This window comes from Bdellovibrio sp. HCB-110, from assembly GCF_047323225.1.
GTDB lineage: Bacteria > Bdellovibrionota > Bdellovibrionia > Bdellovibrionales > Bdellovibrionaceae > Bdellovibrio.
This window is the reverse complement of sequence record NZ_CP178750.1, coordinates 3,021,475-3,036,547: the sequence shown is the minus strand read 5'-3', so window position 1 is coordinate 3,036,547 and position 15,073 is coordinate 3,021,475. Positions and strand designations below refer to the sequence as shown.

The 15,073-nt window shown below is 46.2% G+C and carries 7 protein-coding genes; 4 read left to right on the top strand and 3 right to left on the bottom strand.

Translation table 11 applies throughout. The features are described from left to right. Position 1 precedes the first annotated feature (1 nt). The 3 genes from ACL934_RS14385 to ACL934_RS14375 all read right to left on the bottom strand — a co-directional run bounded on the left by ACL934_RS14385 (position 2) and on the right by ACL934_RS14375 (position 9,670). Positions 2 to 3,997: a tail fiber domain-containing protein gene (locus ACL934_RS14385; protein ID WP_374074559.1), complete on the bottom strand. Its 3,996-nt coding sequence runs from the start codon at positions 3,995 to 3,997 to the stop codon at positions 2 to 4. Between the two features lie 127 nt (positions 3,998 to 4,124). Beyond that, positions 4,125 to 8,942 (bottom strand): tail fiber domain-containing protein, encoded by a 4,818-nt coding sequence (locus ACL934_RS14380; RefSeq protein WP_413612512.1) that lies wholly within the window; start codon positions 8,940 to 8,942, stop codon positions 4,125 to 4,127. A gap of 80 nt (positions 8,943 to 9,022) precedes the next feature. Beyond that, positions 9,023 to 9,670, bottom strand: a complete 648-nt coding sequence (locus tag ACL934_RS14375; protein ID WP_413612511.1) for a hypothetical protein — start codon at positions 9,668 to 9,670, stop codon at positions 9,023 to 9,025. Positions 9,671 to 9,904: 234 nt separating this feature from the next. Between ACL934_RS14375 and ACL934_RS14370 the strand changes: the two genes are divergently transcribed. The 4 genes from ACL934_RS14370 to ACL934_RS14355 all read left to right on the top strand — a co-directional run bounded on the left by ACL934_RS14370 (position 9,905) and on the right by ACL934_RS14355 (position 14,804). Continuing rightward, positions 9,905 to 11,665 carry a DNA topoisomerase VI subunit B gene (locus ACL934_RS14370; RefSeq protein WP_413612510.1) on the top strand — a complete coding sequence of 587 codons (1,761 nt, stop codon included), beginning with the start codon at positions 9,905 to 9,907 and terminating at the stop codon, positions 11,663 to 11,665. Between the two features lie 9 nt (positions 11,666 to 11,674). Next, on the top strand, positions 11,675 to 12,838 hold the full coding sequence (locus tag ACL934_RS14365; protein ID WP_374074552.1) for a DNA topoisomerase VI: 1,164 nt from the start codon (positions 11,675 to 11,677) through the stop codon (positions 12,836 to 12,838). 173 nt (positions 12,839 to 13,011) lie between these two features. Next, the gene (locus ACL934_RS14360) at positions 13,012 to 13,971 is read left to right on the top strand and encodes a serine hydrolase domain-containing protein (protein ID WP_374074550.1); all 960 of its coding nucleotides are present in this window, start codon (positions 13,012 to 13,014) and stop codon (positions 13,969 to 13,971) included. A 170-nt stretch (positions 13,972 to 14,141) separates the two neighbouring features. Then, positions 14,142 to 14,804: an energy transducer TonB gene (locus ACL934_RS14355; RefSeq protein WP_413612509.1), complete on the top strand. Its 663-nt coding sequence runs from the start codon at positions 14,142 to 14,144 to the stop codon at positions 14,802 to 14,804. The last annotated feature ends 269 nt before the right edge of the window (positions 14,805 to 15,073 follow it).

The window sequence follows — 15,073 nt, the reverse complement described above, 5'->3', positions numbered from 1 at the left end:
TTTATTTAGATTTTTGTTTGATCGAAGCAGGGCTGCGTTCCTGTTTTTTATGAACACGGACAAACTCCATCAGTTCTGCATTTTGCTCGCGGAGTTTTTCATTTTCCTTCAAGATGGCTTCATTCTGAGTTTTAAGAGAAGCTATTTCTTTTTCAACAGCGGCCACTTTCGAGTCGAGACCTGAAAGAGATTGATAGAGTTCTTTGATCGACTCAATAATCGGCGCAATCAGCTTCGTATAAGCGACTGCTTTAAAGCCTTTGTCGTCAGCATGAACAGCTTCCGGGAAGACTTTTTCAACTTCCTGAGCGATAACACCCATGTCTTTGTCATTGGAGAAAGTCAGATCTTTTCTCACGTCGTGTTGCCAATTGAACGTCACACCTCTTAAAGACAGCAACTTTTGCAGAGAATCAGGAATGACTTCGATGTCTTTTTTGAGTCTTTTGTCGGAAAGGTTTTCCCACGCGTTCGTTCCTCCCGAAGTTCCGTTAACGTAGAAGGTTCTGGAAGGACTTGTTGTGGCTATACCCACGTTTCCTCCCGGAATGATAGCCATGCGCGGAACGCAGACATCACCGGCGTCACACAAGATGCCGCTATTATTACTATCATAGTATTCATAAAATTGAAGACCGCTATTATTCGCGCCATAATCGCGCATATTCCACAGCGTCCATTGACTGTAGTAAGGTGCACTCGATGAAGGATTTTTCCCTGCGATATTGATGCTTCCTAAAAGACCTCCGGTATCATCCTGCTCTGAGGTGATCCCGCCTGTTTTAACATGCAGCTTCGCATTCGGATTCGTAGTTCCGATACCGACCCTACCGTTTGTTCCAATCACCATCGCTGTGAGGGCATTTTCGGCCGACTTGTCACGGAAGAATCTTAAATACTCAGATCCATCAGCACCATTGCTGTCGATCTCCCACGCACCGGACCCTGTGCCGTCATCGAGAGTGATCTGTCCACCTTCTGTTGCAGAGGCTTTTCCTAAGCGAATATTTCCACCAGATCCCGCTTGGAATCCGATATCCAGCGGAGCGCGAGGGCTTGTTGTGCCGATTCCTAAATATCCCGTGGAAGTGAGGCGCATTTTTTCTGAGAGTGCGGCTCCAGAAAGTTTAAAGGCAAAGCGCAGATTCTCCGCAATATCATCACCCCAAAACAAAGTCGTATCGCCATCGTTTGTCGTTCCAGTATCGGCATCACGATCCCAGAGTGTGATGCCACCATAATCACTCGCTGAACCAAAAACAGTGATGCCAAGTCCAGAGCTGTCCGTGGTGTTTGCATAGAGATCTGTCACTTGTAGCGTCGAAGAAGGATTTGACAATCCAATACCAACACGTCCTCCAGCACCGTTAATGATTGTGTTCGTTGTCCCTACGTCATTGATTTGCAACGTAGAACTTGTTCCGTTCCAATAGACATTTCCTTTTTTGACTCCGTTGTTAAAGAAGTCAATATAGCTATTTAATCCAGTCGGAGCACTCACTCTCACGCCAGAGTTCGCTGTGGTCGATTGAACCTCAAGAAGAGCATTGGGAGCTGCGGTCCCGATACCAACAAGACCTGTGGAGGTGATGGTCATTTTTGTTGTGCCGTTTGTTTCAAAGCCCAGCGCGAATGCGTCGTTTGTTCCCAACGTGGCATCGGCCCCAAAACTATTTCCGCCGTTAGCAAAAACTCCTGAGGCAGAATAATTCGTACAACCCATAACTCCCGAAGCGTCAAACGTGACGATTTGACCAACACTGCAGTTAAATGTCGTAATGGCGGAACCCGTTCCGTTCGAAGCCAGAAGTCTGTTGGACGTGAGAGAAGTTGCGCCCGTACCACCTTTGCTGACCGGAACAGCAGAAGGGAAGTTCGCAGGATCAGCACTGATAGTTCCCGAAGCCACGGCGATACCAGCTCCGACCTGAACGGCACCTTTCGTTGATGTCGTTGCATCGTTAATAGAAATCGCAGGAGTCGTTGAACCTGTTGCAACTACAATCGGTGCGGTTCCCGTAACGTTCGTCACAGTTCCGTTTGTGGGTGTGATCCATTGAAGACCTGAAGCTTGAGCAGAATTGGCCGATAGCACTTGGCCATTTGTTCCGGCAGGCAGACGAATATCATTTGTTCCATCATGAACAATCAAATCACCTTTGGTGGTACTAGGAGATAAACCATTAAATGCCGCTGTTGCAGTAGTTTGTCCCGTGCCACCGTTGGCGATAGGCAAAGTACCAGTGACTTCAGTTGCTAAATTCACAGCTGCACCGTTGCTTGCTGCCGTCAAACGACCTTGAGCATCGACCGTGATATTGGGGCGAGTATATGAGCCGGCAGTCACTGCTGTATTTGTAAGAGCGATTGTGCCAGTAGAAGTGATAGGACCACCAGTCAATCCAGTTCCCGTTGCGATATTTGTGACAGTACCACCAGAAGAAGTGTCTGTATCATTCGCACACTCCCAACGAGAGTTTGCAGTGATCCATTTGATCACTTGGCCATCAGTACAAGCCACGTTGTTAGGTTTATAAGTTAAGTATTTGGAAGCAGCACTATTGATATCTCCATAATCTAATGTCACAGCACCTGTTTTAGTCGCGACAGAAGTGACGGGGAAAGCGATGGCTGAATTTGAAGCTGCGGTCAAACGGCCTTGAGCATCAACTGTAAAAGTTCCCACTTGAGTTGTTGATCCGTAAGACCCTGCAGATACAGCTGTGTTCGCAAGGGAAATGGTTCCCGTTGTTGTGATAGGACCACCGTTAAGACCGGTCCCTGTTGCGATATTCGTAACTGTACCGCCGGCATTGGAATCATTTGCTGCCGCCCACTTCGTGCCGTCATACTTTAAAATCTGACCCGAAGCTAAGCCAGTTGTGTCGACATCGACACCTTTGATTTTATTTACAGAAACAGCGCCGATTGTTCCACTCACGTCACCTGCAACGGAGACATTGATTGACTGACATTGAAAGGACGCAGAAACAGAATTCCAATAGGGAGTTTGATGAGCCGCACAGTTCGCACTTCCCACCGCAGAATTAAAAGCGGTGATTGTGAGATAATTACTCAGTGTCGAATTCAAGTTTGTCACATCACTCATCGCGATGGCGGAACTTCCCCATTGAGTGCCGTCGAACTTAAAAAAGTGCCCGTTTGTGGGAGCCGCATTTGAAACAGCGGTTCCTTGTAGTTTTGCGACTGAAGGATTCGGATATGTTCCACCCAAATCTCCACCCGCTGCCCCAGTTGGTATACGCGCATCTGTAAAGCGAGCGTCGTTACCCGCTGCCACTGTTCCTGCCGTTGTTCCTACATTTAAAGTCACAAGGGGAGTAGAGGTGTTGTTCGTGATAGTGATATATGAATTCGCAGAAGTAACGTTTGTCACAGTTCCGCCGCTGGCACCAGTAACAGGAGCGCAGGATAAAGCAGTCCCGTCCCAACTTAAAAATTCATTGGCATTACAAGTTGGAATTCCTGTCTTTGCGACAAAGTCACTCTCTGTTTTTGAGCCTAACTTTTCCGCGGCAAGGGCATAAGCTGAATAAGGCACAGATCGGATCTCGCTGGACGGAGAAATCACTTTCCAGCCAGAGCCATCATGAAACTGCACTTTTAGAAGTCGAATATCTCCCACGGAGGCGGCATAGGTCGCACCGCCAGAGCAGTTATGTGTTTTAGAGTTGTTAAACGAATCTAGAAGTGTGAATAGGGGATCCGCCGGAAATAATTTTGTACCAGAACCAATAGGTACATCAAAAACCCCTTTGGAGTTTACCATATTCACGCCATCGCGTTGCTCGCGATAGATCACACAATTTCCATTGGGGCTTGTGATTTCAAAAAGAAAACTGGTGTTATTGTACTCTAATGGTGAGCCATCGTTTTTGAGGATACGCCCTTGATATGTCAGTGCATTCGGCGATGCTTGCGCCACAAGTCCCATAAGGACGCCAAAAATTAAAACCAGGTACGTTCCGATATGCATAGATACAGATCTTATCGGTCGATAAGCGAACGAGCTTTATTGGATCTTTACGGTAGTGTCTCGGAATTGAACGGCCTTTGGTCCTAGTAAAAAAGCTTCAGAGTAAAGTTCTTATTTATTAAGAGCTTTATTTCGATAATTGCTTTTCAAGACGTTCAAGACGAACTTTGATTTCGTCGTTTTCCTTTTTAATTCTCTCGTTTTCTGCTTTGACCTGATTGTTTTCTTCTTTGATCGAAGCAATTTCTCTGGTTTGTCTATCAACGGTTTCATGCAGTTTTTGCGAGTCATCCATCCACTTGTGGTAAAGTTCTTGAATCGCACCAATAAGTGGAGCAATCAAATCCGGATAGGTCACAAGCTTCGTTCCACCAGGGAGAGTGTTTTCCCCGTGGTCTACGCGCACGGCTTGCGGAAATACTTTTTCAACATTTTGTGCGATCAAACCAAGACGTTCGCCTTCCTGTTTGTGGCGACTTTCATTTTTCCAAGTGAAGGTCACGGCATCCAGTTGCAAAACTCTGTCGAGGGCATAAGGGATTGGGCGAATATTTTCTTTCAATCGTTGGTCTGAAGAAGTGTTAAATGCCGAGGCGGCGATGGGGCCCCACGAAGAAGCTCCATTACCGACTTTCACTCCTCCGGTTCCTGTGTACCAGTTTAGATAAATACCGCGATCTGCTCCTGATGAATGGGCCTCAAGGTGGAAATTACCTGATCCATTAATGTTACCCCCGTTAATAGCGTTGATGAGAGCGGTCCCTTGAACGTGGAGTAATTGTGAAGGCGAGGAGGTTCCGATACCGACGTTACCGTTTGTATTAATAAACATCTTCGCCGTCATATTGGCGGCAGCTCCAGCGGCTCCAACAGCTCCATCATCCGTATTAAAAGAAATTCCTCCGGCTAATCCAATGGAAGCCGGCTTCGAGTTTCCTCCGGCGTATTTCCACCCAGAGTTGAAATACACATTTCCAGAAATCATCGGAGCGTTGTAAGTTAGGAACAGGGGACCAGACCCTGTTGCTATAGCGTTACCAACTTGAACCACGGTCTGATCCGCACCGCTGGCAGAGGCGCCATTCACATGAAGTTTAAATTGGGGATTTGCGTTGCTAATACCCACGTTTCCAGTGTCACGGCTCACGGCAACGAATCCTGATTCAGCACTGTTGTTGACAGCTCCCATTTTCACAACATTGAGACCGCCACGATCATCGTAATAAAGGCTGCCACCGTAGGCATTTGTTGTCGTAGGGTCTTGAATAAAAATTCCTGGCGATCCCTCTTCACCGCCACCTCCGGCAATATGAAGAGTTTGGATGGGGCTGGCTGCGCCGATACCCACGTTTCCTGCGAAATAGTTCGTATTCGTTGCATCTGATTGGTAGAGACCGTATTTATTCGTAGCTTCAACACTGGCAATGTAAACGCCATAACCCGTTGTGACGGTTCCTCCGCCTGTATTTGTAACTCCGAAGGAGCCGCCTTTGGCTGAAGTGACCGTTCCTGTAGATTGGTTGTAGATTGTTCCAGCAATACCTGTGGCTGCTGAAATTGCGCTGGCAGTTTTGTGGTAAACGTCGCTGACAGAGCCGATAGTGCTAGTGATGGAGCCAGTTTGGCCTGGAGCGGTTTCGATACGATTCACAGCGCCGTAAAGAGATCCGGTAAAATTGTATGAAGTACTTGGCGTAATTGTCGACCAAGAGCCGTGTAAGTTCGAAGGCATGTCAGCGGTGAGAGCCGGTGACATCTGAAATTTAGCCATTGTGGCAGGAGGAGTGGCCGATGTGTTGTAGACATGGAGTTGTGCGCCAGGACTTGTGATACCAATGCCGACATTACCTGCAGAAGTCACAGTCACTCTTGTGGAGCCATTCGTTTCAAGATTTAATGCGTAGTTGTCGTTTGTTCCAAGAGTTGCATCTGCACCAAACGAGTTTCCGCCATTGAGGAAAACAGAACCCGTCGTGAATGTTGAACAGATCATCAGCCCTGTGGCATCGAAAGAAATCATTTGTCCGATAGCACAGTTAAATGTTGTGACCGCGGAACCAGTTCCGTTGGAGGCAAGAAGTCTATTCGCCGTAAGAGATGTTGCTCCTGTACCACCTTTAGAAACAGGAACAGCGGAAGGGAAGTTTGCAGGATCAGCGCTGATGGTTCCCGATGAAACCGCGATACCTGCACCGACTTGAACCGCGCCTTTTGCACCTGTAGTTGCATCATTGATTGAAATCGCAGGAGTTGTTGATCCTGTTGCTACAACAATGGGAGCTGTTCCAGTGACATTCGTCACAGTTCCATTTGTTGGCGTGATCCATTGAAGACCTGAAGCTTGAGCCGAGTTGGCTGATAAAACTTGTCCATTTGTTCCGACGGGAAGACGGATATTATTTGTTCCATCACGAGTGAGAATATCTCCTTTTGTTGTTAAAGGAGAAAAGCCATTGAACGCGGCTAATGCCGAAGTTTGTCCCGTACCGCCGTTGGCTATCGGAAGAGTTCCTGTAACATCCGAAGCGAGATTGATCGCAGCTCCACTACTTGCTGCCGTTAAGCGACCTTGAGCATCAACAGTAATGCTAGCTCTTGTGTAAGAGCCAGGAGTGACTGCTGTATTAGCAAGTGAGATAGTTCCAGTAGAAGTGATGGGGCCGCCGCTTAAGCCAGTACCAGTTGCGATATTAGTAACCGTACCACCTGAAGATGTATCTGTATCATTCGCACACTCCCAACGAGAGTTTGCAGTCACCCATTTAATAACTTGTCCATCGGTACAAGCTACGTTGTTGGGTTTATAAGTTAAGTATTTGGAAGCCGCACTGTTGATATCCCCATAATCAAGAGTCACAGCGCCAGTCTTCGTCGCAACAGACGTCACCGGGAAAGCAATCGCTGCATTTGATGCCGCAGTCAAGCGACCCTGAGCATCGACGGTGAAAGTTCCAACTTGTGTCGTTGAACCATAAGAATTTGGAGTGACCGCAGTATTAGCGAGAGAAATAGTTCCTGTCGAAGTAATAGGTCCGCCACTTAGGCCAGTACCCGTTGCGATATTTGTAACTGTACCACCCGCATTTGAATCCGCAGCTGGAGCCCAGTTTGTTCCATCAAATTTTAAAACTTGTCCTGATGTTGGTGCCGTCGCACTTACAGGTTTCGTTTGAAGTTTTGCAACAGTGGGATTGGGATAAGTCCCACTGAGATCTCCTCCCGCGGCACCAGTCGGCGTGCGTGCATCAGTAAAACGAGCATCATTACCCGCAGCCACAGTGTTCGCCGCAGTTCCTACATTCACAGTTAAAACAGGAGTTGTTGTTCCCGTTGCTACAGATAAATAACTATTTGCACTTGTGACACTTGTTACTGTTCCCCCTGAAGAAGTGTCTGTGTCATTCGCACATTCCCAGCGAGAGTTTGCCGTCACCCATTTAATAACTTGTCCGTCAGTACAAGCGACGTTGTTTGGTTTGTAAGTTAAATATTTTGAAGCTGCACTGTTGATGTCACCATAATCGAGAACCACAGCACCAGCTTTTGTTGCCACAGAAGTTACGGGAAATGCAATCGCTGCATTTGATGCCGCCGTCAAACGACCTTGGGCATCGACTGTGAAAGTTCCAACTTGTGTTGTTGAACCATATGATCCAGCACTCACAGCAGTGTTTGCCAAAGAAATAGTTCCAGTAGAAGTGATTGGACCACCACTCAAGCCAGTGCCCGTCGCAATATTCGTAACAGTACCGCCAGCATTTGAATCCGCAGCCGGAGCCCACTTCGTTCCATCATATTTAAGAACTTGGCCAGCGGCTAACCCTGTTGTATCAACATCAACACCTTTGATTTTATTAACGGAAACTGCACCAATCGTTCCACTCACATCACCTGCAACAGACACGTTGATCGCCTGACATTGGAATGATCCGGAGACTGAGTTCCAGTACGGCGTTTCATAAGCCGCACAGTTCGCACTTCCCACCGCAGAGTTAAATGCAGCCACAGTATGATAGTTACTCAAAGTAGAATTTAAATTCGTCACATCACTCATCGCAATGGCAGAACCCAACCACTGAGTTCCATCAAACTTTAAGAAGTGACCATTCGTAGGAGCCGCAGCAGAAATCGCCACACCTTGAATTTTACCAACCGAAGGATTCGGATAAGTTCCACTTAAATCTCCACCGGCTGTTCCCATTGGAACACGAGCATCCGTAAAACGAGCATCGTTACCAGCAGCAACAGTTCCCGCAGTGGTTCCCACATTCAAAGTGACAAGGGGAGTGGAAGTGTTATTGGTGATTGTGACATAAGAGTTTCCGGACGTCACATTCGTCACAGTTCCTCCGCTGGCGCCACTGACAGGAGCACAAGAAAGGGCCGAACCATTCCAAGTTAAAAATTCATTGACGGCACAGCTAGGAACACCTGTTTTTACAAAGAAATCACTTTCCGTTTTTGTTCCCAGTTTCTGTGCTGAAAGAGCATAAGCAGAATAAGGAACAGAACGAATCTCACTGGACGGTGAAATCACCTTCCAGCCACTGCCATCATGGAACTGAACTTTCAAAAGACGAATATCTCCCGCGGCGGCAGAATAGGTAGAGCCTCCATAGCAATCATGGATTTTAGAGTTATTAAAAGCATCTAAAAGAGTAACAAGAGGATCGGTAGGGAAAAGTTTTGTACCTGAACCGATAGGCACATCAAAAACCCCACCGGAATTCAGCATATTGATACCATCGCGTTGTTCACGATAGATCACGCAAGTGCCATTGGGATTGGTGACCTCAAATAGAAAACTTGTATTGTTGTATGTAAGAGGAGAACCATCAGCTTTAAGGATGCGACCTTGATAAGTCAAAGCATTCGGAGCCGCCATTGCAAAGGGCGACAGAACGAACAGTAAAAAAAGAACCAGGTACGTGCCGAAGAAGTTCATGACTAACTTATCGGCTCTTTACAGGTTTTTTATGAATTACCAATACGATATTTTTCAATTTGAGACGTACGACGAGTCTTCTAAGCGAGCGAGGCCTTGGCTATGGTCAAGATCGCCTCCGTTTTCCCTTCTTTTTTAAGGGGCGCCATCCAGTACATTTTATTACGGATGGAAAGACGTTCTAATGAGTCTCTCTCATGTATCACATGCTCTTTATTGGGAACCTCTAAAGCTTTGTCAGGATTGCTCATAAAAAGCCCGATGGTGTCTTCGATATTCTTTTGATCTTCAGGAGCCCGTTCATAGAGGTGATACCATTTGCGACAGTACAGATCTTCCAAGGTGTAGCTGCAAACTTCAAAAAAGAGCAAAGTTCTAAAAATCTGCGTTCCAGAAAAGGTGTAAGCTTCAACCAAGTTGTCGGACTTTATTTGTTCCAAGATAAAAGGATCGGCATTCAAACCCTGGCGAAGCAGCGCTTTTTCGGTGAAATGTTTGGGGTCTCGCAAAGAGCCGCCCTCCATTTTCACATCGAGACAAATTTGATAATAAATTTGTAAATCGCGTATCACTTCGATTTTTTCAGTTTCTGAAAGTAACGCAAAGAATGACAGAGAAGGGTTGGAATAGGGGCGAATCACCAGTCCGGCATCTAAAATCAAAGCACAAATATTCTCGCTATGAACTTTAAATCTTTGTGTTAGGCTAAGTCCGGATGAAGATTTCATAGGATTCTATTAGCACTAATCTTGTTTAGTTGTGAGGTGCGATTCCTCATATTCAAAATTACACCACGCAGCGTTGAGCCTTTAGTCTTGCTTTAACCCCCTGCGTTGGAGTTAACCTATCAAAGTCATTCATTAAAAAATTGCCAGGATGGGAATTTTTCGCGTTAGCCCGAAGGGGCGTGGGCAGGAGCCCGCGACAAAATTCGTTAACATCTCGTGAAGGATCAAGCGACCGTGAGTAAGATTACTAAAAGTAGTACCGCTGAATATTTTGCGAAGAACCTCCAACAGGTGGGATTCTCGTCTCCATTAAAAGCCGTTTTGACGACTTTAAAAGAGGCCGTGGATAATTCCCTTGATGCCTGTGAGGCAGCGGGCATTCTTCCTGATCTATTAATTGAAGTTGCCAAGGTAGGCACAGGATCAACGAAAAATACTGATTTAATTCGCATCGTTGTCGAAGATAACGGGCCGGGAATTGAAGGCGAAGATCTAGCCAAAGTTTATGGTGAATATCTCGCATCTTCTAAATTTGGACGTGGACAATGTTCACGTGGACAACAAGGTATTGGTATCTCTGCAGCGACGACATGGGCGCAAATGACGAACGCACGAGGTGTGAGCGTTATTTCTAAGACGAAAAAAATGCGTAAAGCGATCTCTGCGCAAGTTGACGTGGATATCAAATCAAATACGGGCGTTATTAAGAATAAAGAAACTTTGGATTGGGATCGTGAGCACGGAACTCGTGTTGAATTCGTTCTTGATGGACGTATTCAATTAAATGGTGACGGCGGTATCGTGACTTATATTGAGGGTACAATCCTCGTGAATCCGCACATGACTGTGACTTACAAGTTGATGGAAAACGATTTCGTCACCGTCAACCGCGTCAGCACGGACGTTCCTCAAGTTCCAGAGGCTTCTTTGCCTCATCCGCATACCTTCAAATTGGGTGAGTTCATCACGCATTCAACTTTGTTCGGAAAAACGACTCTTTCTAAGTTTTTGAAAACTGGATTCTCGCGTATTTCAGACCAATCCATTTCCGAATTCGTGAAAAAAGGCCTGCCAAAAGGTCTTCTTGAAAAACCAATCACTTCTTTGACTGAAGAAGACTTTAAAAAGGTTTTCCAAGCTGTTCAAAATACAGAGTTGATGGCCCCTTCCACGAAGTCTGTTTTGACTGTGGGTGAAGAGGCGTTGTCGAAATCAATCACTCGTTTGGGTGAAATCGACTTCTTCGCCGTTGTGACTCGTAAACCGACAATTTGTGACTTTAAACCAGTGGTTGTCGAAGTGGCTTTGGCGCGTTTCAAAGACCGCAATCAATCGCCAGATTCTCCAGTGACTTTGCTTCGTTTCGCAAACCGCGTTCCTTTGCAATTTGATAAATCAGGTTGTGCGATCACATGGGCGATTGAGTCTGTAAACTGGAAAGCTTATGGTCTTGGTCAGCCGAAAGACAGCTTGCCACTGGGACCATATATTTTTGCGGTTTCCATCGTATCTCCGTTCATTAAATTTAAAAATGCCTCGAAAGAAACTATCGACGCTTCTGAAGAGCTGGTGGGTGAAATTCGTCTGGCATTGATCCAAGCTGGCCAAAAACTTTCTCGTCACATCAAAAAAGAAGTGAAAGAGGCGGATTTGGAAAGAAAACTGGCTCATATCGAGCAGTTCGGACCGATCTTGGTGGAAGGTTTGGCAAGAATTATCAAAGCTCCAGAGTCTCGTAAGAAAAAAGCGGAAGAGGGTTTGAAAAAACTTTTGGGCCGCGATTCTGAAGAGGCGATGGCAGATTTGGAAGCAGCGGAATCAAAACTTCTTGAGCAAAAAAAGCGTGAGAAGAAAAAGGGGATCGACCACGATGACATCGAAGAAGATGTTATTCGCGGCGAAGATCTAGTCGAAGAAGCTTCAGAACCGCAAGGTACGAAGAAAACCACGACAAAAAAAGAAACGACTAAAAAGACAACCGCTAAAAAGAAGTAGGCTTAGATTATGGGAAAACTTCTCAGCATTCGTGAATTAAAAATTGATATCCCTAAGGAAGCGCGCATCTTGGCAGACAAGATGTTGAAAGACCTTGAGTCTTCAAAGCGCCCGGTTTTAGAGGCGGTAAAGACTTCTTTAGATAACTCTTTGTACAACTCTAAAGTGGGTTATTTGACTCCGGGAGATAAAGTCGTTCGCACAGAACTGAATGTATCTTCTGTTCAGAAATTGGCTCGCGTGGTTTTCGTTCTTGAGATTCTATTGAATAACTTGGACAAAGGCGCGGTAAATACGAAGCGTGAATTGTACTACATGTGCAAAGGCTTGATTAAAGGCAATCCTCGTTTGAAACCTTTGGATTTCGACGATCAACCTGAATCAGATGCGATCATCGATTTTATCGGTGACATGCTTGAAGTGTACCGTGAAGAGTTGAACTGCTTTGCCAATGACCGTGGTGGACAGACTTACTCTCAACAATTGGTTGTGACTGAAACTTTGGCCGATGGCGATAAAGCTGTTGTCGATCTTTCGACTTTGGGTACGTCTCCGTTCCAACCAAAGAACAAACCGCAATCGTTGAAGTTGAAAGCAAAAAAGAAAATCGACTTCTGCTTGATCGTAGAGTCTGAAGGTACGGCGAATACATTGGTCACAATGGGATTCACAAAACGTAACAACTGTATCGTGATGGGTGCTCAAGGGGTTCCTTCCAACGGTGTTCGTGGTTGGTCGAAACTGATCCAAGAAGAACTAGATGTTCCAATGTACTTCTTCGGGGATCTCGATGCGTACACATTGCAAAATATCTTCCGTACCTTGAAAGCGGGTTCTGCGGCTTCTTTGATCCGTAACGCCGACTTCTCTGCACCGAATGTGAAATTCTTGGGAGTGTTGCCTGAAGACGTGAAAAAATACGATCTTCCTCACTACAAAGTGAAAGAATCTGATCCAGCTGAAGCGCGCGCTTTGAAAAAAGCGAAAGATGCTTTGGAAAACGATCCGTTCTTCCTGGATAAAAAGAATAAAAACTTGGCGGATATCCTTCGCTGGTTGATCAAAGAAAAGATTCGTTGCGAGCAACAGTCGTTCTTCTCAGTAGATCCGAATGATCCAATCAAGACAGAAAAACTGATCTTGGAAAAAATCAAAAGAGGATCTTACGTTTAAGATTAGGATATAATTGGAACAGACTCATAACACAGGTCAGGTGCGTTGTGGATATCCAGAAAATCCTTCTTCTTTGCAGTCTGCTGTCTATTGCCTCCTGCAAATCCAGTTCGGGAGGCTCGTCGTCCCCCGTTCCAACACCTGCTTGCTCTACACTGCAACTGGAAACGGATATGTCGGCGATTCTCAGTGGTGGTGCGGGATCGGAAGTTCCGTTCACCTACACCATCGAAAGAGCAGATGGGCGAACCTTCACATATAACTACGGAAGTTCCAGCCTGAACACGGTCTATGAGTCCGCTTCCACTTCGAAGTTGGTCACTTCGACCATCATTCTTCGCCTGGTGGAACAAGGCGCGCTGAGCCTCAGTGACAAACCCCAGACTCATATTCCAAGCTGGCCACTAGGTTCAGGTGACAGCCTTTATAACATGACACTGTCGCACCTTTTAAGTTTTCGCTCAGGTATGACAGACGAACTGTTTTGCCTTCACAGTGGCGTCGCCGATTTTGAAACCTGTACCAAGAACATGGCCGCAAACAATGCCGGAAACGGCAACATTCCCGGCAATCTCTTCTACTATTCTGGTGTCCATATGCAGGTCGCGGGTCTCATGGCACAGTATGCGTCTTCGGCGGCCTCGTGGCAGGACATCTTCGGCCAGTTTAAAACCGCTACGGGACTTTTTACTAACGCCACCTATGACCTTCCATCGGCGACAAACCCTCGACTTGGTGGGGGCATGCGCTGGACGGCCACAGAGTATATGAATTTTTTGCGAGCCCTGAAGAATGGAACTTTGCTTAACACGTCTTCCATGAATGAACTTCTCAAAGATCATACGGCCTCAAGCCAGATCGTCTATTCTCCGCCTAAGACGGATCTCAATGAGGAGTGGCACTACGGACTCGGGATTTGGCATGAGTGCCAGAACTCCACCTATAACTGCAATAGCAGCACCGGCCGCGTCTCCAGCCCCGGTGCCTACGGATCTTATCCATTCTGGGATCGCACTAAAAATTATTTTGGCATCGTTGCCCGACAGGGCGCCTCCGGGACCTATCCCAAAGGCATTCAGATTGAAAGAAGTGTGCGCAGCAAAGCCGAACTTTGGGCCACCTGCGCACAATAGCCAGTGCCACACTGTTGACGTCGTAAAAGTGGCATTCATTTTTCAATAGACTTTCATTTGGAAGTATCTGAGTAGGCTAGATCTGACCTAAAATGCATTTAATACATTTTAAGTGGGGGGAATTGAGTTTTTCGCCCGCAAACCTTATAACTGCGTCTTAAGCGAAGTCTATGAAATTACCGAGAATTTCTTTGAATATTAATAAGTCCGTAGTCCTCTCTGCCTTGTTGCACGGAGGCGCTTTCTTATTGGGACTTTCCTTGGCTGCTCCCGAAATCGTGCCTTTACCTGTGGGTGTGGAGCTCATGTACGGCGACGGTGGTACTGAGCGCGCACCAAAAGTTGAAGAAGTAAAACCCGTTAAAATCAAAACAGCCGTTGTCGCTGATGATTCCGATGCGCCTGCATTGAAAAACGAAAAAGCAGAAACTGTTGAACAACCTCATCAAGCTTCCTCTGGAAAAACCATGGGCTCACTCGCGGGAACTTCCGACAAGGGCGCCCTTGAAGGCCGAGAAGGTGTTGCCAACGGCATCGAAGTGTCTCCAGAACAACGCTACCTCTACGAAATCAAAAAACTCCTAGAGCGCCGCAAGCGTTACCCAGTCATGGCAAAAAAAATGGGCCAGAGCGGAAAAGTAACAATGCGTTTTACCCTAGCAGCCGATGGCTCTCTCAAAGAGAGCGAAATCGTCGAAAAAACTCCCTACGATTCTTTGAACAAAGCTGCACACGAGCTCGTGAAAGGCATCGACGGAATGAAACCATTCCCTCAAGAAATTCAAAAAACTTCGTGGGTGATCACTGTGCCTATCGAATATTCTCTTAATTAAATTTTGTAGTGGGCTTCGGGCAGGGAAAATAAAATTCCAATTTCGATCGTGCGACGAAAATGTACTAAGAAATATTATTGGGAAGTTATAACAAAACTTTTTGAATTTGAGGTTCATTCACGCGCCAGGGAAGCGTGACTAACAAGCGCTAAATGATCGTCATAAAAACGCGCAGTTTTTCCAACGTCTAAAACAACCATTCAAGATACAAAGTATTTCGAAGTTCAGCAAAATTTGAAGCTATGGAGAGTGGGCTTAGGGGTGGACCG